Annotated in this window: 18 protein-coding genes; 3 read left to right on the top strand and 15 right to left on the bottom strand. The window is 69.8% G+C overall.

Going from position 1 to position 18698, the window contains the following annotated elements:
* Positions 1–46: 46 nt before the first annotated feature.
* Positions 47–484, top strand: a complete 438-nt coding sequence (gene gspG, locus ACMV_RS05060; protein ID WP_041664647.1) for a type II secretion system major pseudopilin GspG — start codon at positions 47–49, stop codon at positions 482–484.
* A 7-nt stretch (positions 485–491) separates the two neighbouring features.
* On the opposite strand, the gene ACMV_RS05055 is transcribed toward gspG, so the two are convergent.
* The 10 genes from ACMV_RS05055 to ACMV_RS05010 form a co-directional block, all read right to left on the bottom strand.
* Positions 492–1289 carry a type II secretion system protein GspK gene (locus ACMV_RS05055; protein WP_013639749.1) on the bottom strand — a complete coding sequence of 266 codons (798 nt, stop codon included), beginning with the start codon at positions 1287–1289 and terminating at the stop codon, positions 492–494.
* Between the two features lie 2 nt (positions 1290–1291).
* Positions 1292–3568: a type II secretion system secretin GspD gene (gspD, locus tag ACMV_RS05050; RefSeq protein ID WP_013639748.1), complete on the bottom strand. Its 2277-nt coding sequence runs from the start codon at positions 3566–3568 to the stop codon at positions 1292–1294.
* Positions 3569–3591: 23 nt separating this feature from the next.
* On the bottom strand, positions 3592–4101 hold the full coding sequence (locus ACMV_RS05045; RefSeq protein ID WP_013639747.1) for a hypothetical protein: 510 nt from the start codon (positions 4099–4101) through the stop codon (positions 3592–3594).
* Positions 4098–4697 carry a type II secretion system protein GspM gene (gene gspM, locus ACMV_RS05040; protein WP_013639746.1) on the bottom strand — a complete coding sequence of 200 codons (600 nt, stop codon included), beginning with the start codon at positions 4695–4697 and terminating at the stop codon, positions 4098–4100. Before gspM ends, ACMV_RS05045 begins: the two co-directional genes overlap by 4 nt.
* On the bottom strand, positions 4684–5682 hold the full coding sequence (locus tag ACMV_RS05035; RefSeq protein ID WP_013639745.1) for a PilN domain-containing protein: 999 nt from the start codon (positions 5680–5682) through the stop codon (positions 4684–4686). Before ACMV_RS05035 ends, gspM begins: the two co-directional genes overlap by 14 nt.
* Positions 5683–5785: 103 nt before the next feature.
* On the bottom strand, positions 5786–6382 hold the full coding sequence (locus tag ACMV_RS05030; protein WP_013639744.1) for a prepilin-type N-terminal cleavage/methylation domain-containing protein: 597 nt from the start codon (positions 6380–6382) through the stop codon (positions 5786–5788).
* Positions 6379–6747, bottom strand: a complete 369-nt coding sequence (locus tag ACMV_RS05025) for a type II secretion system protein (RefSeq protein WP_011941851.1) — start codon at positions 6745–6747, stop codon at positions 6379–6381. The genes ACMV_RS05030 and ACMV_RS05025 overlap by 4 nt, the downstream gene beginning before the upstream one ends.
* Positions 6731–7198: a GspH/FimT family pseudopilin gene (locus ACMV_RS05020; RefSeq protein WP_013639743.1), complete on the bottom strand. Its 468-nt coding sequence runs from the start codon at positions 7196–7198 to the stop codon at positions 6731–6733. The genes ACMV_RS05025 and ACMV_RS05020 overlap by 17 nt, the downstream gene beginning before the upstream one ends.
* Positions 7182–8402: a type II secretion system F family protein gene (locus ACMV_RS05015; protein ID WP_013639742.1), complete on the bottom strand. Its 1221-nt coding sequence runs from the start codon at positions 8400–8402 to the stop codon at positions 7182–7184. Before ACMV_RS05015 ends, ACMV_RS05020 begins: the two co-directional genes overlap by 17 nt.
* 12 nt (positions 8403–8414) lie before the next feature.
* Entirely contained in the window at positions 8415–10088 is a 1674-nt protein-coding gene (locus tag ACMV_RS05010; protein ID WP_013639741.1) for a GspE/PulE family protein, read from the bottom strand.
* A 69-nt stretch (positions 10089–10157) separates the two neighbouring features.
* On the opposite strand from ACMV_RS05010, the gene ACMV_RS05005 reads away from it, so the two are divergent.
* Both ACMV_RS05005 and ACMV_RS05000 read left to right on the top strand, forming a co-directional pair.
* Entirely contained in the window at positions 10158–10916 is a 759-nt protein-coding gene (locus tag ACMV_RS05005; protein ID WP_013639740.1) for a prepilin peptidase, read from the top strand.
* Positions 10917–11035: 119 nt separating this feature from the next.
* The gene (locus ACMV_RS05000; protein ID WP_231844486.1) at positions 11036–13876 is read left to right on the top strand and encodes a bifunctional YncE family protein/alkaline phosphatase family protein; all 2841 of its coding nucleotides are present in this window, start codon (positions 11036–11038) and stop codon (positions 13874–13876) included.
* A 281-nt stretch (positions 13877–14157) separates the two neighbouring features.
* Here the strand turns inward: ACMV_RS05000 and ACMV_RS04995 are convergent, their stop codons facing one another.
* The 5 genes from ACMV_RS04995 to ACMV_RS04975 form a co-directional block, all read right to left on the bottom strand.
* Positions 14158–16485 carry a TonB-dependent receptor gene (locus ACMV_RS04995; protein ID WP_007421347.1) on the bottom strand — a complete coding sequence of 776 codons (2328 nt, stop codon included), beginning with the start codon at positions 16483–16485 and terminating at the stop codon, positions 14158–14160.
* A 223-nt stretch (positions 16486–16708) separates the two neighbouring features.
* Positions 16709–16930: a hypothetical protein gene (locus ACMV_RS04990; RefSeq protein WP_007421346.1), complete on the bottom strand. Its 222-nt coding sequence runs from the start codon at positions 16928–16930 to the stop codon at positions 16709–16711.
* On the bottom strand, positions 16927–17505 hold the full coding sequence (locus ACMV_RS04985; RefSeq protein WP_007421345.1) for a hypothetical protein: 579 nt from the start codon (positions 17503–17505) through the stop codon (positions 16927–16929). The genes ACMV_RS04990 and ACMV_RS04985 overlap by 4 nt, the downstream gene beginning before the upstream one ends.
* A 481-nt stretch (positions 17506–17986) precedes the next feature.
* Positions 17987–18385 (bottom strand): type II toxin-antitoxin system VapC family toxin, encoded by a 399-nt coding sequence (locus ACMV_RS04980; RefSeq protein ID WP_041664645.1) that lies wholly within the window; start codon positions 18383–18385, stop codon positions 17987–17989.
* Entirely contained in the window at positions 18382–18648 is a 267-nt protein-coding gene (locus tag ACMV_RS04975) for an AbrB/MazE/SpoVT family DNA-binding domain-containing protein (RefSeq protein ID WP_013639737.1), read from the bottom strand. The genes ACMV_RS04980 and ACMV_RS04975 overlap by 4 nt, the downstream gene beginning before the upstream one ends.
* Between the last annotated feature and the right edge of the window lie 50 nt (positions 18649–18698).

Below are 18698 nucleotides of genomic sequence, written 5' to 3'. Positions count from 1 at the left end.
CGCCGTCGCTGGCGCTTGCGCCACCCTCTCGGATACTCACGCGTTCATGAACGCAAAGGCAGAACGCGCTGACGGTGAGGGCGGCTACACGCTGCTCGAGCTTCTCGTGGTTATCGTCATTCTCGGACTTCTGATCGCGCTTGTCGGCCCCGCCCTGCTCAGTCAGCTCGGCCGGGCCAAGGCGAGCATCGCCGAACAGTCGATCGAGCGGATCGGCTCGGTGCTCGACCTGTTCAAGCTCGATGTCGGCAGCTACCCGACGACCGATCAGGGGTTGCAGGCGCTGATCGCCAAGCCGGCCGGGGTGAGCGGCTGGCACGGTCCGTACCTGAAGCAGACCACGCTGCCGCGCGACCCGTGGGGGCATCGGTTCGTCTATCAGGCGCCCTCGGCACGGCCGGGGCTTGCGTATGATTTGTGCTCGAAAGGGCCGAAGGACGTGACCGCGGCGCCGGGTGCGCCGGGGTTGATCTGCAACCGCTGAGGCGGGTTCAGCCACAGCGCGCATCCGACCAGTCCAGCACGATATAGGGCGCATCGACATTCGCGGGTGTCAGGCGGATGGTCGCACAGCGCTCGGCACGGGCGAGGCCCGGCCCGGTGGCCACCGCCTCGATCCGCACCACCGGCGGGCCGCTCACTTGCCCGCCCGGCAGGTCGATCCGCCCCGCCAGCCCCACCGCCGCGCGCACCGCCGGATCCGCCGTCGCGAGGTCGGGCAAGGCGGGGGCGTAGAGCGAGAGATGCGGGCGCAGCCGGGCGAGCAGGCCCGGCGTCATCCCCGGCAGGCTGGCAAGCTCGGCGAGGCTGCGGAACGGCGCCTGCGGCGGACCTTCGGCGCTGCCGGCGGCGCGGTAGCGGGCGACGAGGGCGGCGAGGCGGGCGGGCGCGAGGGCGGGATCGCGCGCCTCGACCAGGGTTTCGGCGAGGCTGCGGGCCGGTGCGGCCGCCATGCCGCCGACGCGGAACAGCGCTTCCAGCAGGGGGGCGGGTGCGGTGTCGGGGTTGATCCGGCCGGCGACGCCGCTGGTGGCAAGACGGACATGCGATGCGCCGATCCGCACATCCCGCGGCGCCGGGCCGCCGGCATCGAGCCGGGCGACGGCGAGCCACACGCCGCCGTCGGCCGCCGCCGCCGCCGCCGCCGCGTCGCGCAGGTTGCCGGCGATCGCCATCTGCTGGCGGGCGGCGACCAGCAGCCGGGTGACGAGGAAGCCGAACAGCACCAGCACCGCCAGCACGATCAGCAGCGCGAAGCCGCGGTCGTCGTGCCGGCGGGGCCGCGCCATGCTCAGTGCAGCCCGAGACGCCGGCGCAGCGCCGCTTGCGGATCGGCCGATCCGTCCATCGGCAGGCCGTTGAGTTCGGCGGGCACGTTGGCGGCGTTGGGCAGCGCCTGTTCGAGGTCGCTTGTCAGCGCCGCAGCATCGGTCGCGTCGTGGACGACATGCGGGGTGATCAGCACCAGCAGCTCCTGCCGCGCGCGGCTGTTGTCCTGCGTGCCGAAGAGCGGGCCGAGCAGCGGCACGTCCTTGAGGAAGGGCAGGCCGGAATTGCCGCGCTGGACATTGTCGGTGATCAGCCCGGCGAGGCCGATCGTCTGCCCGTCATGCACGACGACGCTGGAGGAGACGGCGCGTTCGGAGAAGGTCGGCGAGTTCAGCCCCTGGGTGGTGACCGAAGGGGCGACGTTGCTCACCTGTTGCGAGACCGTGAGCGCCACCAGCCCGTCGCTGGAGATATGGGGGGTGATCTGCAGGATCACGCCGGTTTCCTGGTAGTTCACCGAGTTGATGACCGGCGCGCCGGTAGTCAGCGTGCTCTGCGAGGTCTGCGATAGATAGGGCACGAGATTGCCGACCAGCAGGTTCGCGGTGCGGCCGTTCTGCACGAGGAGCTGCGGCGAGGAGAGCACCTGCACCTGGGTGACCGATTGCAGGGCGGAGATCGCGAGCGGCGCGCCGTCGCTGCCATGGCCGGCGAGGACGAAGCCGGGGAAGCTCTGGTTCAGCGCGGCGGTGGTGCCGGTGCTGAGCACCGCGTTGATGCCGCCGGACTTGAAGAAGAACTGGGTGCCGTATTTCAGCGCGCCGTTGAGATCGACCTCGGCGATCGTCGCGTCGATCTCGACTTCCAGCGGCTCGATGTCGAGCTTGCGGAGCATCGCCTCGACCGAGGCGTTTTCCGAGGCGTCCGCCCGCACCAGGATCGCGTTCTGGCGGGGATCGGCGATGATCCTGAGGCCGCTTGAATCGCCGCCGCCGCCGGCGCTGCCGCCGAGCGGACCGAGGAGCGGGTTGCTCGCGGCCGCGTGAGACGATGGGGGTGATGCGGCGGGCGAGGCGGCGGGGGATGCGAGGCCTGCGCCGAGACCGGAGGCGGTGCCGCTGCTGGTGCCGGGGGCGGCGCCGAGCCCGGCGGTGGTGCCGGTGCCGGAGGTGCCGGCCGCGTTGCCCACCAACCCGCCCGATCCCATCAGCGTCTGCGCCGAGACGCCGGGGGCGGTGTTGCCCGTGGTGTCCGACGCCGAGGGCTGGGCCGTCACGTCGTTGGGGGTGAAGGCTTCCTGCAACACCTCGGCGACGTCCCCGGCGCGGCTGTTGCGCAGGTAATAGACGTGCCAGGCCCGGTGCGTCGCCGCTTCCTGCCGGGCGAGGGTGCGGTAGACCCGGTCCGCCGCGCGGATGGCGGCGCCGGAGGGGGCGATCACCAGAACGGCGCCGATGCGCACCAGCGGGACCACCTTGACCACGCCGCCCGCCTTGCCGGCGTGCAGCGCCTGGGTCAGGGCGGTGGCGAAATCGCGCGCGTTGGCGCCGGTGGCGGGGTAGAGCGCGTAGGACTGGCCGGCGAGGGCATCGACGTCGAAGGCGCGGATCAGCGCGAGCAGGGTGGCGCGGACCTGCGGATCGCCTTCGACGATGAGGGCGTTGCGGTCCGGCTCGGCGATCACCTTTCCGCCCTTGCCGACATAGGGTTGCAGCACGGCGGCGAGATGCGCCGCGCTGACATGGGTGAGGGTGACGACGCTTGATCCGTCGAGCCCCGGCGCGGTGGCGAGGGCGGCGGCCGCCTTGTCGGCCGGGACGACCTGGTAGAGCCCGTTGCTGCGGATGAGGGCGGCGTGGTTCTGCGCGAGCAGGGTTTGCAGCGTCGGGATCAGGGCGGAGGCGGGGATGTCGTGCGCGGTGCGCAGCGTCGCCTTGCCCTGCACCGCCGGGTCGATCGTGTAGGTGACGTGCAGCATGTTGCCGAGGATCTGGGCGACGACGGCGCGGATGTCGGTATCGGCGAAGTCGAGCGAGACATCGCCGCTGCCGGCGGGTAGCGGCGCACCGGGGGCGCTTGCGGGCGGCGCGTGGCCGGGGCTCGCGGTGATCGCGCCGGTGACGGGTGGGGTGGCGATCACGGCGTCGGCGCGGCCCGGAATGGTGGCGGTGGGGGGGGCCGATGTCGCGGCGGGTGCGGGGGCGAGCAGGCGGGTGGCGCTGGGCGGCAGCGGGCGTGGGGTGCACCCGGCGAGCAGGGCGGCTGCCGCGAGGACGCCGGCATGGACACGGGCGCGCATGGTTTCGCTCGATCTCCTGGGATTTATCGGGGGCCGGGATGGACAAGGATGCCGGCTTCGGCGGCCGGCTTCGGCATGGTGGCGGGCGGTGCCGCGCCGGTCTCGTGGGCGAAGCGCGGCACGAGGCGGAGCCGGCCGCGCGGGCCCTCCAGCAGCACCGCGCGCCGGCCGATCCGCACGATGCGGTAGCCGCCGAGACGCCCACCCTCGCCGAGCAGGACCGGCTTGCCGGATGAGCGCGCGAAGATCGCCAGCCGCACCGCATCGCCGCGCAGGATGCCGGACAGCCGGGGCATGGAGGTGGCTGCGGTGCTGGCGTCGGCGACGGGGCGGCGGTCGGGGCGGAACAGGGGGCGGGCGAGAATCTGCGCCATGGCGGCGGTGGGACGCGCGCGGCGCGGGGCCGCCGCCGGGAGCGCGCGCGCCGGCGCCGGGGCGACCTGCGGCGCCGGCATCGGCGCCAGCGCCAGCGCGGCGGCGGTTGCGGCCAGCGCCAGCACGAGACCGCCGAGGCCGAGCCGTGCGCCGATCATCGCGCCGCCTTCGCGATGCGGAAGCCCGAGACGGTGAAGCTCGCGTGCAGCGGCAGGTCGGCGCCGGTGGCGGGCGCGCCGGTTGCGTGCAGGTCGAGCCGGTTGACGAGCATGCGCGGTGTCGCGGCACCGAGCGCGTCGAGAAAGCCGATCAGCGCGGGGTAGGTGGCCGTCATCGAGATCCGCAGACGAATTCGTTCGACGCTGCCGAGGCTGACCGGCGGGAGCAGCTCGGCGCTGTCCAGCCCGATCCGGTGTGTCGCGGCGAGGGACTGCACCGCGCCCTGCAACCGCGCGCCGGCGATGGCGGCGGAGCCGCCGGGGAGATAGGCGTTGCGCCCGGCGCCGGGGCGGCCCCGTGCGGCCATGCGCCGCAGCGCCGGCAGTTCGGCGACGAGACGCCGCTCATGCGCGAGCAGCGTGCTTACGGTGGCAACGCGCGTGCTGAGGCCGCGATACCAGGCGAGGCCGGGGCGGATGACGCCGAATCCGAGCACGGCGAGCAGCGCCGCCGAGATCGCGAGCGCGAGCGCCTGGCCGGCGCGGCCGTCCGGCAGGTCGCGCGGGAGCTGTGCCATCGCGTCAGCCCGCTTCATCGTCGCGCAGCCGCACCCGGATCGAGAACACATCGCCGCCGCCGTTGAGCGACCGCGTGACCGGGGCGGCGAAGGCCGGATCGGCGAAATGCGGATCGGCGGCGAGCCGGGCGACGAGGCCGGCGGCGTTGGGGGATTCGCCGTCGAGCGTCGCCACCCGGTCGCGCAGGGAGAGATCGGTCAGATAGCTGCGGTCCGGCAGGGCGCGGGTGAGGGCGGAGAGCATCAGCAGCGTGTCGCCCTCGCGCGCTGCCTCGGCGCCGAGCGCGGCGCGGAAGCGGTCTTCTGCGGCGAGGCGGCCGCGCAGAGCCTCGGCAAGGCGGAGCCGCGGGGCGAGCGCGGCGCGCGCGGCATCGAGCCGGTGCAGGGCGAGCGCCTGGCGCGCCGGCGGGATGGCGAGGCACAGCACGGCGAGGCCAGCGGCGAGCAGGGCGAGCGCCGGGGGGACGCGGCTTTGCCGCCGGGCGCCAGGCAGCGCGAAGACGGCCTCGCCCTCGGCGCTGGCGGCCTCGATCCGCACGGCGGCGAGCCCGGCCTCGTCGAGCGCGGCGAGAAGATCGGCGATCCAGGCGCGGGGCAGCACGGCGAGCCGGACATGCAGCAGGCCCTGCGCGTTGTCGCGCGCGAGGATCTCGTGGGTGACCAGCACCTCGTCGGCGGTGAAGGGGGTCAGGCGGTCGATCTCGAAGGCGAGTGCCGCCGCGAGGTCGCGCCGCGCGGCGGCGGGGAGGGTGACGCGGCGGATCAGCGCGCCGGCGCCGCGCAGCCGCAGCACCACCGGCCGGATCACCGCGCTCCGCCGCATCTGGCCCAGCCGGCCGAGCGCGCGGGCGCCACCGCGCCCTTCCTGCGTGATCTCGGCGGCTTCCGGGGGCGCGCCGGCGGCGGCGGTGACGGTCATCGCCGCATCCTGCCCGGCCGGACGCCGCAGCGCGCCAGGCACCAGCGACCGCAGGCTTGCGATATACCAATGAAGGAAATCCATTGATGTTCTGGTTACGCGACTCAAGAAAAATTGAAAATTAAGGTTTCGTGTCACTCGATGCTGGCGTTGCCGGCGCGTGCCGCCGCGGCGCGCGGCCGCGCGCCTATCCGCCGGCGGCGAAGGGGGCGCGCCAGGGGGCGGCGATCAGGTCCGGCCAGGGGCGCTGCCCGGCGGCGGGGAGGATGCGCAGCCGGATGAGGCGCGGCAGCGCGCCTGCCGGCCCGGCCTCGTGCCAGGCGGGCGGCGCGCCCGGGCGCGCGGCCCACCAGTAACGCAGCTCGATCGCGGCGATGTGGCGGGCGAGGATTTCGACATGGGCCGCGCCGGCCCGCGCCGCCTGCGGGTCGAGCGGCGGGCCGGTCGGCGCCGGCCGCCAGGCGAGGACGAGATCGCCGGACCGGGTGACGCCGATCTCGGCGAAGACGAGGCGATTCGACAGCGCGGCGGCGCGCGGCAGGGTGGTGACGAGGGCGAGGGTGTGCGGCGTCCCTGGCGGCTGGCCCGGACGGGCCTGGGCGATCAGCCGGCGCAGGGCGCGGAAGGTGGCCAGCCGGTCGGACGTGGCGGCGATCGTCGCGGTGGTGCGGCGATAGGTCGCGATGCCGAAATGGCTGGCCTGGGCGAGCCCCGCGAGCAGCAGGCCGAGCACGACCAGCGCGACCAGCATCTCCAGCAGGGTGAAGCCGGCCTCACGCCTCATGGCGGTGCGACGCGGATGGTCACCAGCGTCACCGTCCGTCCGGCGCGGCCCCAGCGCTCGCTGACCGACAGGCGCAGCGCCCGCAGCGGCGCGCCCTTCGCCACCGGCAGCGGCGCTGCCTCCTCGCGGTAGCGGAAGCCGCCGCCATCCTGCCCGGTGCGGACGTAGTGGCCGCGCGGCGCGAAGGCGGCGAGGGCGGCGAGGCGGGACTGCGCGCGTTCCACCGCCGCCGCCTCGCGCCCGCCGATGGCGACGCCCGCCGCGCCATCGAAGGCGGCGCGGTAGAGCACCGCGACCGCCAGCGCCGCGATGACGAAGGCGACCAGGGTTTCGAGCAGGATGAAGCCGCTATCGTGCCGGGACATCGGTGCTGATCCGTCCGGTCAGCCAGTCCACCGCCACGAGCGCCCGCGCGGCGCCGCGCGCGAGCAGCACCTGTCCTCCGGTCGCGCTGCCATCGGGGGAGAAGACGATCCGCCCCCAGCCGCGCGCGACCGGGCCGTGAAAGGCGATGGCGAGGCCGCGCGGCAGCCGCCCCGAAGCGATGGGGCCGACCCAGCGCCCGTCCGCCGGCTCGATCGCGAAGGTGGCGGGCCGGCCGGTGGCGATCGCGACGGCGCGGGCGGTGCGCAGCGCCCCGGCGAGGGTGGCGGCGGCGGTTGCGGGGCCCTGGCCGATGCGCCGCCAGGGTGCCGCATTGGCGGCGAGCGTGAGGGCGAGGCCGAGAATGACGACGACGACGAGCAGTTCGAGCAGCGTGTAGCCGCGATCGTCAGGCGCGGGCTCAGTGGGCGCGGGCTCAGTGGGCGAGGGCATCGAGACCGAGCATGGCCAGCAGCAGCGAGGCGACGATGAAGCCGATCGCGCCGCCCATCACGATGGTGATGGCGGGAACCAGCAGCGAGACTAGCTTCTGCACGCCGAGCCGCGCGCGCTCCTCGTGGACCGCGGCGGCCCGCAGCGCCATGCGGCCGAGCTGGCCGGTTTCCTCGCCGAGGCGGAGCAACTGCACCGTGCGCTCCGGCATCAGCCGTGCGGCGGCGAGACCGGCGGCGAGGCCCTTGCCGTGCCGCGCCGCATCCGCCGCCGTGGCGATGGCAAGGGCGGCGGCGCGGTTGCCGATCACGTTCTGCACGATCGCCATCGCCGGGACGAGGGCGACGCCATTGCCGAGCAGCGTGCCGAGCGTGCGGGTGAAGCGGGCCGCCAGCGCCTCGCGCAGCAGGGCGCCGAGCAGCGGCAGGCGGAGGACCAGACGGTCGAACCGCAGGCGCGGGGCGGGGCGGGCGAGCAGCAGGCGGATGCCGGGAATGGCGAGGGCGAACAGCGCCAGCGCATAGGGCCAGGACGCGGCGCAGGCCTGGCCGATCGTGAGCAGCAGGCGCGTGGTGGCGGGCAGGGGGACGCCGTTTTCGGCAAAGATCGGCACGAATTCGGGCAGCACGTTGGTGAGCAGGAAGACGATCGCGCCGGTCGCGGCGAGGGCGAGCAGGGCGGGGTAGGTGAGGCCGGCGATCATCGCGGCGCGCAGCGAGCGGTTGCGCTCGAGCAGTTCGGCGAGGTCTTCGAGCGTCGCGGCGAGGGCGCCGGACTCCTCGCCGGCGCGCACCAGCCCCACATAGAAAGGCGGGAAGCTGTGCGGCTCGTGGCCGAGCGCGCGCCAGAGGGCGGCGCCGTCGCGCACCTTGTCGCAGATCGCGAGGATGATGGCGCGGACGCGCGGGGTGGCGGCGGTGCCGGCGGCGAAACGCAAGGCGCGTTCGAGGTCGAGCCCGGCGCCGAGCATCGCGGCGAGTTCGCGGGTGAAATCGGCCAGCGCGTCGGCGCCGAGGCGGGGGGCGCCGCCGATGTCGCGGTTGAGCAGGGCGAGCAGGAAGGCGCCGCGGCGCGGGGCGGCGCCGAGCAGGATCAGGCCGCGGCGCTTGATTGTCTCGATCGCCTCGGCCTCGCTCGCCGCGTCGATGGCGAGGCGGGCGGGGGCGCCGGCGCGGTCGATCACCCGGAAGACGAAATCAGGCATGGTGGCGCAACATCATGCGAGCAGGCTTTCGGCGAGCGAGGTTTCGCCGGCCAGCACCGCATCGCGCGCGGCGTCCGCCAGGCTGCGCAGGCCGGCGACGCGGGCCAGCTCCGCCTCGCCGGCGCCGGCGGCGAGATGGGCGGCAAGCTCGGCGTTGGGAGTGAGGAATTCGGCGATCGCCATGCGGCCGCGATAGCCGGTGTTGCGGCATTCGGGGCAGCCGGCGGGATGGCTGAGCGGCGTGCCGGCGGCGATGCCGAGTTGCGCCGCCTCGGCCGGGCTTGCCGGCGCGGTTCGCCGGCAGGCGGGGCAGAGCCGGCGGATCAGCCGCTGGGCGAGCACGCCGCGCAGCACCGAGGCGACGAGATAGGGTTCGAGCCCCATGTCGCGCAGGCGGGTCATGGTCGCGACCGCCGAATTGGTGTGCAGCGTCGAGAGCACGAGATGGCCGGTCAGCGCGGCGCGGACGGCGATCTGCGCGGTTTCGAGGTCGCGGATTTCGCCGACCATGATCACGTTCGGGTCCTGCCGGAGGATGGCGCGGAGGAGCTGGGCGAAATCGAGCCCGATCTGCGGCTTGACCTGGCTCTGGCTGATGCCGGCGAGGCGGTATTCGATCGGGTCCTCGATGGTGACGATCTTGCGGCTGGCGCGGTCGAGGCCGAGCAGGGCGGTGTAGAGCGTCGTCGTCTTGCCGCTGCCGGTCGGGCCGGTGACGAGGACGATGCCGTTGGGTGCCGCGAGTGCGGCGCGGAAGGCGGCGACGATGGCGGGGTCGAGGCCGAGCGCGCCGAACTCGAAGGTCATCGCGCTGCGGTCGAGCACGCGGATGGCGATGGTCTCGCCATGCATCGTCGGGATCGAGGAGACGCGGAAATCGACCTCGTGGCCACGCACCGGCAGGCGGATGCGGCCATCCTGCGGCAGGCGGCGCTCGCCGATGTCGAGCCGCGCCATGATCTTGACCCGCGAGACGATGGCCGGCGCCATCGCCGCCGGGTGGGTTTCCGCCTCGACCAGCGCGCCGTCGTGACGGTAGCGGACGCGCAGGCGGTCTTCCTCGGGCTCGATATGGATGTCCGACGCGCGGGTTTCGACCGCGCGGGCGATGAGCTGGTTGACCAGGCGGATCACCGGCGCCTCGCTGGCGAGATCGCGCAGGCGTTCGGCATCCGCCTCGCTCGGCGCCGCCTCCTCGGCCACCGCATCGGCCGCCGCCGTCTCGCCGGGATCGGGGTAGAGCCGGTCGAGCGCGGCATCGAGGTCGATCGGCACGGCGACGGCGCGGCGCACCGCGCAGCCGGTGGCCGCCGCCACCGCGCCGGCGGCGAAGCCATCGAACGGATCGACCATCGCGAGGTCGAGCACGCCCTCGGCCACGGCCAGCGGCAGCACCCGCGCATCGCGCAGGAAGCGCGGGCGCAGCCGCGTGGGCAGCACCGGCTCCGCGGGATAGGCGTCCGGCGCCAGCACGGCGAGACCGAGGGCGGCGGCGGCGGCCTCGGCGAGGCTGCGCTCGCCGATCAGCCCGAGGCGGACCAGTGAAGCGCCGAGGCCGAGCCCGGTTTCCGCCGCCAGCGCCCGCGCCCGCGCGATGCCGAGGGAATCGACCAGCCCGGCCCGCAGCAGCGCCGTGCCGATGGCTGAACCGTCCTCATCCGGGCGCGTGGCGGCGTGATCGAGCATCGCATGTCTCTCGCGGAAACGTGTTTTTTACCTTATGCCCGAGCAAGCCGCCGCCGGAGCCGAAAACATATGACAGTTCAGGGAAATATTCTGGTTGCCGGCACCATTCTGGCATCACCCTTCATCGGCTCGTTCATCGGCACGCTGGTCGAGGACCTGCCGCGCGGCCTTCTGCTCGCGCGGCGGCGCTCGCGCTGCGATGCCTGCGCCACGCCGCTCGGCGCCGCCGACCTGGTGCCGCTGGCGAGCTTCCTGTTGCGCCGCGGGCGCTGCGCGCATTGCGGTGCCGCGATCCCGCGCCGGCTGCTGCTGATCGAGCTGGCGACGCTGCTGCTGGCGGTCGTTATCGCCGTGCTGGATCCGGCGGGGCCGCGCGTGCCGCTCGATTTCGCCTTCGCGGCGACGCTGCTGGCCGCGGCGCTGATCGATCTCGACTGCCTGCGGCTGCCCGACGCGCTAACCCTGCCACTGCTGCTGGCCGGGCTGGTCGTGACCGCGCTGCGGCAGCCTGAGGCGCTGCCGGCGCACGCGGCAGGCGCGGCGCTGGGCTATCTCGGCTTCACCGGGCTGCGCCTGCTCTGGCGGCGGCTGCGCGGGATCGACGCGCTGGGTGCGGGGGATGCGAAGCTGCTCGCGGCCGGCGCCGCCTGGCTGCCGCCCGCCGCCCTGCCCTGGGCGGTGGTGATCGCAGGGATTGCCGGGCTTGCCGGGTTCGCCGCCTGGGCTGTGCTGCGCGCGGAGGCCGGCGGCGCGCCGCTCGCGCGGCAGAAGCTGCCGTTCGGCCCCGCGCTGGCTTTCGGCCTGCTGGTGGTGCGGCTTGCGGCATGAATTGTCATCAAAGAAACATCAATCAATAACACACGAAAATTTTATTGCACGTAAAGTTGATCGTGTCGGGCGGCAAATATCGTCCGCGCTGATGTTCATTCTCAGACATGGAGATACCGATGCACGCCAGAATGGCGGCCACGGCTTTGCGTACTCTTTTGCTTGCGGGTTCGGCGATGATCGCCGTCGCGGCGACCACGGGTTCAGGGCGCGCTGCCCCGGCGACCATCACCTCCAGCGGTCAGTATCTGACGCCGGCGGCGGCGCCGGGAGCGGTGTTCACCGCCCTCAATCCCGGCCTTGCCGACAATCCGTCCTATGTCGCCGGGCAGGCGATCAGCACCGCCGTCAGCCCCGATGGCAAGACGCTGCTGGTGCTGACGAGCGGTTATAACCTCGTGAACGACGCGAGCGGCAAGGTGATCCCGGCGGATTCGGAAGAGTATGTCTTTGTCTATGACATCTCGAACGACAAGCCGGTGCAGAAGCAGGTCCTCAAGGTGCCGAACACCTGGGCCGGCATCTCGTTCAGCCCGGATGGCCAGCATTTCTACGTCTCGGGCGGCGTTGACGACGACGTTCACACCTATGCGCTCGGCGCCAGCGGCTGGGCCGAAATCGGCACGCCGTTCGCGCTCGGTCATGCGGCGGTCGCGGGCAATCCGCTGAGCCAGGGTGGCGTCGGCTTCCTGGTAAAGCCGCAGGCGGCGGGCCTTGCCACCACGGCGGACGGCAAGTCGCTGCTGGTCGCCAATTTCTATAACGACAGCCTGTCGATCGTGCCGCTGTCGGGCGGCGTTCCCGGCGGAGCGGCGACCGAGGTGCAGCTGCGCCCCGGCGTGATCAACGCCGCGCAGGATGGCGTTGCGGGCGGCGAATATCCGTTCTGGGTCGTCGCCAACGGCAATCCGACCGCCTATGTCTCGAGCGAGCGGGATCGCGAGGTCGATGTCGTCTCGCTGACCGGCACGCCGCAGGTGACCGCGCGCATCAAGGTTGCGGGCAATCCGAACCGGATGGTGCTGAGTGCCGACGGCAAGTATCTCTACGTCGCGTGCGATAACGAGGCGGATGTCGAGGTGATTTCCACCGCGTCCAACACGGTGGTGGACACGATCCGCACCACCGCGCCGTCGTCTTATGTGGGCATGCCGAAATATTTCCACGGCACCGCGCCGAACTCGCTCGCCTTGTCGCGGGACGGCACGCGGCTCTACGTGACCAATGGCGGCACCAACTCGGTCGCGGTGATCGCGCTCAACACGGCGAAGCCGGAAGTCATCGGCCTGCTGCCGACTGGGTATTATCCGAACAGCGTCAGCGTCAGCCCCGATGGCAAGATGCTGTATGTGGTCAACGGGAAGAGCATGCCGGGGCCCAATCCGTGCAACGAGAAGCTCGCGGCCGACGTGCCGGCGAGTTGCACGCCGCTGCAGCACTATAACCAGTATATCCTCCAGCTTTCCAAGGCCGGCTTCCTGACGATGCCGGTGCCGGCGACCGAGGAGATGGAGGAACTGACGCGGCTCGTTGCGCACAACAACCATTTCTCGTTCCACGAGAGCGCGCGCGACCGCTCGATGATGGCGTTCCTGCACCGCCACATCAAGCACATCATCTACATCATCCGCGAGAACCGCACCTATGACCAGATCCTCGGCGATCTCGGCGAGGGCAATGGCGATCCGGCGCTGGCGGAGTTCGGCAAGACCTATACGCCGAACGTGCATCGCGTCGCGTGGAACTTCGTCGATCTCGACAATTTCTACGATACCGCCGAGGTGAGCGGCAATGGCTGGCCCTGGAGCACCTCGGCCCGCGAGTCCGATTACGGCACCAAGGCGCTGCCGGTGAACTATGCCGGGCGTGGCCTGTCGTATGACTGGGAGGGCACCAACCGGAACGTCAATGTCGGCATCGCATCGCTCGCCGGCCGCAAGGCGGCCAACCCGCTCTATCCGGACGATCCCAACCTGCTGCCCGGCACCGGCAACGTCGCCGCGCCGGATGGGCCGCACGGCCAGGTGCAGCGGGGCTATCTGTGGGATGCGGCGCTGCGCGCGGGGCTGAGCATCTGCAATTACGGCTTCTTCATCGATCTCGGCCGCTACAACCTCTCGGGCGCGCTGGCGAAATACGGCATCCCCGAGATCAACGACGCCTACGCCCAGAAGATCAAGGTCGCCTATGCGACCAACCCCGACCTCGCGCCTTATACCGATCCGTATTTCCGCGGGTTCGACAACACGATCGCCGATTACTACCGCGAGCAGGAATGGAGCCGCGAGTTCACCAACTATGTGCGCCACCACGACCTGCCTTCGCTCGAACTGGTGCGGCTGATGCATGACCACACCGGCAACTTCACCACCGCGCAGAACGGCGTGAACACGCCGGGCCTGCAGATTGCCGACAACGACTATGCGGTGGGCAAGCTGATCCAGACCGTCGCGCATTCGCCCTATGCTTCCTCGACCCTGATCTTCATCGTCGAGGACGACGCGCAGGACGGGCCGGATCATGTCGACGGGCATCGCAGCGAGGCCTTCGTGGTTGGGCCCTATGTGCGCCATCATGCCGTGGTTTCGGCGCGCTACAGCACGGTGAACATGATCCGCACGATGGAGGACATTCTCGGCATCGGGCCGATGACGCTGAACGACGCCTATGAACGGCCGATGACGGCGGTCTTCAGCCGCGACGACCGGAAGTGGACCTTCAACGCCGCCGTGCCGCAGCCGCTGAGCGCGACGACGTTGCCGATCAAGGCGCAGACGCAGGACGAGCCGGAGTGGCAGCCGCTGCACAACGCCGCCTGGTGGGCGAAGAAGACCAAGGGGTATGACTGGCGCAAGGAAGACGCCATCCCTGCCGTCGCCTACGACCACATCCTCTGGGAGGGCATGATGCCCGGCAAGCCCTATCCGACCGAGCGCAACGGCCGCGACTATTCGCGGTAACGCCTGAACCCGGGGTGGCGGCCGCTGCGCCGCCGCCCTGACCCGGCGACGACGCAACCGGCCGGAGCAGCGCGCTCCGGCCGGCTTTCTTGTGGGTGGCGGTGGCCGGTCGGGCGGAGAGGCCCGACCCAAGGCAGGGTTTGGCTGGCGCTGCGGCGTCCGGCCGGGTGCCGGATGTCCGGCCTATTCCGGCCGGGCCGGGTCGCGGGCTGACGCCGGCCGCAAAAAATCCGCCCCGATCCTGCCGGACCGAGGCGGGGTTGCGGGAGAGAAGAGGCGGATCAGAACGTCATCCTGACGCCGCCATAGCCGGCGATCGGGCGGCCGGGATTGGCGGTGCGCGGATCGGTGACGCCGCCGGGGACGAAATTCCACGGCACGTCGGAGACCGGGCCGAACCCGCCATAGGTCTGGTAGGAGCGGTTTGTCACGTTATCGACCATGGCGAAGACGGTGACGCGCGGAGTGAGCTTGTAGGAGGCATAGACGTTGAACACCGCGTAGCCGCCAACGGGCTTCGTCAGGTTCGCCTCGTCGCCGAAGCGGTACTGGCTCGATTGCAGGATCGCGGTGGTGCCGAGCAGCAGACGTTCGGTAAGCTGGTAGGACAGATCGATCGTGCCGCGATTGGCCGGGATGCCGGGGATGCGGTCGCCGGGGACGACGTGGATCTCGCCGTTCGCATCGGCGGCGGGGTTGGAGGGGCTGTTCAGTGTCAGCGCGTTCTGGAACGTCGCGTCGATATGCGCGAAGCCGAGGCGCAGGTTCAGCCGTGGCGTCGCGTAGACGAGATTGGCCTCGATTCCCTGACGGCGCGTGTTGCCGCTGTTGGTGTAGTATTGGAGATTGGGGTTGTAGAGGGTCGACTGATAAATGATGTCATCGTGAACGTCGGTGCGGAAAAGGTCGACGTTCCAGCGCAGCGTGCCGCCGGCGAAGCGGGCGAGGTGGAAGCGGGCGCCGAGTTCGAAGGTGCGGGCGACGACCTGTTTCAGGTTCGGATCGCCGACGAAGAAGTTCAGCAGCGAGCACGGGTTGGCGGCGCTGGCGCAGGAGAGTTCGGTTGGCGTCGGGTTGCGGTTAGTCTCGTCGACGCTGCCATAGAGGTCGAGCGTCTTGAGCGCGTGCCAGGTCAGGCCGATTTGCGGGTTGAACCGGTCATAGGCGTGATGGCCGGAGACCGGGCCGCCGAGCTTGTCCGCGAGGTCGATCTCGGCATTGTTGAAGCGCCCGGCGAGGGTGAGGTCGAGCCGGGGCGCGAGGGTGAAGACGTCGTTGAAGAAGAGGCCGAAATAGCGCGTCGTCGTGGCGACCTGCACCGGGTTGACGCCATCGGCCGGCTGGTCGACCGTCACCCCCGGGCCGATGAAGAGATGGGTCACCGGTGTGATGCCGCCGATCTGGGTGAAGGCGTTGAACATCGTGTTCGAGCCGTCGAAGCTCGCGCCGATCGTCAGGTGGTTGGGGTGGCGCAGCAGCCGGCTGTCGTTGATGAGCTGTACCGAGGCGCCATAGGCCTGCTGGTCGATCCCTTCATTGACGAGGCCGGAATAGATCCCGCCATTGAGAAAGTCGGGCACCGCCGCACCGCCACGCGTCGTCACCACGTCGCTCGTGCCGGCGTTGCAGAGGATGCCGGGCTGGCCGGGGCAGGCGGCGAGTTCTTCCGTCACGCCGTTCGGCAGGCGCTGCGAGAGATCGGCGAAATAGGCCAGCGCGTCGAGCGCGGTGTCGCCGTTCAGCGCGTAGCGCGCGGTGGCGCGGGTGGCGATGTATTTGTTGTAGACGGTGTTGGGGCCGGAGAAGATGCTGGCGATATCGTAGTTCAGCGCCTGCACCGGGGTTGCGCCGGGATTGCCGAGCGCGTTGTCGGCGGCGATGACGCCGAGATGCAGTTCGGTGCGCGCGTTGCGCCAGCCGAGATCGGCATAGATCCGGGCGAGGCGGGAGGTCTGGGTCTGGCGGAAGCCGGAATCGTGGATCACGTCGGCGGCGAGATAGGCGGCGGTGCCGCCATGATGCACGCCGTATTCGAGGCTGCCCGCCATCCTGCCATAGGAGCCGCCGGAGAGCGTGACCACGCCGCCCGGCGCGGTGAAGCCGTTCTTGAGCGTGACATCGAGCGCGCCGCCGAGCGCGTTCAGCCCGAAGGCGGGGTTGGCCGGCTGGAGGCTGGCGCTGCGGATCGCCTCGGGCGGGATCAGGTCCCAGTTCACCGTGTCGCCGAACGGATCGTTGAAGCGCATGCCGTCGAGATAGACGGCGACGCCCTCCGCCGTGCCGGTGACCGGCGAGGCGGTGAAGCCGTGGAAGTTGATGTCCGGCTGGAACGAGTTGCCATCGACATCGTTGATCGAGGCGCTCGGCACCGCGGCGAGGATGGCGCCGGTCAGGCTCGGAATCCCGGTGCGGTCGATCTCGGCCGGGCCGAGCACATGGGTGGCCTGGGGCAGCCTGTCGCGGCTGATCGCCGAGCCGGGCAGGGGGGTTGCGGCGATGACGTTAACGCGTGGCACCCGCACGATGGATGCGGAAGGCACGACCTGGGCAAGGGCCGCCGGCGCGAAGGCGCCGAGCAAAGGGAGGCAGAACGTCAGGCGGCGGATCATGCGGTGGCACTCCGATGTCTGCGACAATCCGAATGATCCGGGCGCATCTCGCCGGTCAGTCGGGATGGCGATGGAACGGTGAAGACCGCACCGCCACCTCCTCCGCGATTCCGGGACGCGGCAGCACGTCAATCAATTTTTAGTTATCAGCCCGTACCTGTGCCAGCACTGAGCGCGTCACGCACAGCGAATATAATTAATTCTTCACTCGGATCGCCGCGGCTCAGCCATCGTGGACGTCCAACGCAGATGGCGTCCGCTTATGGAATGCCTCGAAGAACCGTGCAGGGGAGACAGGGAGCTGATAGCCCACGCGGCAATGCGCGGTATCGTTCGCGGCGGGGTAGTCCTTGAAGGCGTTGAGCAGGAAAATGATGCGCTCCATGGCATCGGCATATTCTTCCTCGACGCGAGGTCCGATGATCTCAGGAGATATGGGGATCATGGACATGCTCCTCTATTGCCAAAGCTGACTGCCGATGGGGGGAGTGAAACCTGAGAACCGCCGCCGGTCATGAGCAGCTTTCCTTCATCCACGCCACCCGCGCCATTATCAGCCCCCGGCACAGCTTGCACCGCCGCGACAACCACGAATATCCCTGCCAGCAGGGCCAGGTTTTGCCGGGTGATGAAAGCCTCGAACTGCGCCCGCGCGGCGGCACCCAGATGGGCGGGCACGGTCTGGAACATGGCGATGATCTTATGCCGGATGGTCCATTGCGCCACGGGCATTGCCACCGGTGGCGGGGCAGGTGAGGCTGCCGGGGCCATCGCGTCCGTGCCCAACGTCCACACGTCCTGAAGCCAGAAGGGCGCGAGCATGGTGCTTTGCGCCTCACGCCGCAGCCAGTCCAGCAGTTGCCGGTCGGTTAGCCTGCTGCCGCCGCCGCCCAGCAGGATGTTGTAGAGATCCCGAATCTGAGCGGCGCAGTGCCAATCGAGTTTACGGAGGTTGTTAAGTTCATAAGCCCGCGCGCCACGCCCAAAATACCAGTTTTGGTAGATCTGAAACCGCCGCATGGAAAGGACTCACCGCTTTGCGGACGAATCAGCAGCGTTCCGGTGGGCAACCGAATCTTCAGGAACGGATGCGGCGGGAAGTAGCTGAACGTTTCCGGTGTCCGCTTTTGTTCCGCATCGGTGCTCATGACGAAGTCGTGTCATGGCGCTACCCGAGGCTCAATCAATCGTTATTTGGAGCGGATTTTAGTTAGGCGTGCAGCGTGAATCTTCGATGCGATGCCGGTGCCAATCGCTCGAATATGGTATCGATACAGGTCTCAGCGGCGCGCTCTTCGAATACGAGGAACCGAGCCATTGATGATGCGGATCATATCGTGGTCGCACTATAATTCCGAAATCGAAACAGATGGTTGCGCTTCGACCCTACTCCCACTCGATTGTTGATTATACAAAAAAACCCTTTAAAATCAATACCATTATAAGAGCACATTCGTGGATACCACGAAAAATACCACGTTCAACCAAAGCGGCCCGTCTTTTAGGTCAGTAGCTGGGCGGCCTCGCCCTGATCGGATAGCAGCGTGACCGCCTTCTTGTCGAAGGACACGAAGGTTTCGCCGCCGAGCCACTTGCCCTCATGCGCCATGATGCCATCGGCGAAGTCGCCGCCCGCTTCCAGCAGTGCAAGCCCGGCCTCCACGGCGGGGCGATTCATGACTACATTGCCCGTATTAAGTAACGCCTGAATGGCGGTTGAAACATCCCCTCTCGGCAGCTTAGCGCCCTGTCGCAATATCCAGACCAACTCACATAGCGACGGCAGTGAAACGGCGATCAGTGTTGCACTGCTGAGCATCTCTCGGGCCCTACGACACTGAGCGGCGTCGTCTTGCAGGATCGCGCGCGCCAGCACGTTGGTGTCGGCGGTGATCTTCATTTCTCGTCCAGTCGCCCAGCCCAGCCCGCCGCTGTGATGTCGTTCATGTCCTCAATCGTCAGCGGATTCTTCAGCTTCACTTTGCCGTCGAGGGCATGGAGAAAGCCCTCAATCGTACCGGTTGGCCGCGCGGCGCGTACCCGCAACTCACCACCCGGGAGCTTCTCAAACTCGACGCGTTCCCCCGGCTCGACACCGAGGTGCTGAAGCAGGTCTCGCTTGAGCGTAACCTGTCCTTTCACTGTGACCGCCAGCGATGCCATTGCTCCCTCCGAAATCACATCCCAAAAGTAAGGCAAATTTTCATTACCGT

The sequence above is a fragment of the Acidiphilium multivorum AIU301 genome (assembly GCF_000202835.1).
GTDB classification, from domain to species: domain Bacteria; phylum Pseudomonadota; class Alphaproteobacteria; order Acetobacterales; family Acetobacteraceae; genus Acidiphilium; species Acidiphilium multivorum.
The sequence above is the reverse complement of the archived record's forward strand: the minus strand, read 5'-3'. Positions and strand labels throughout refer to the sequence as shown.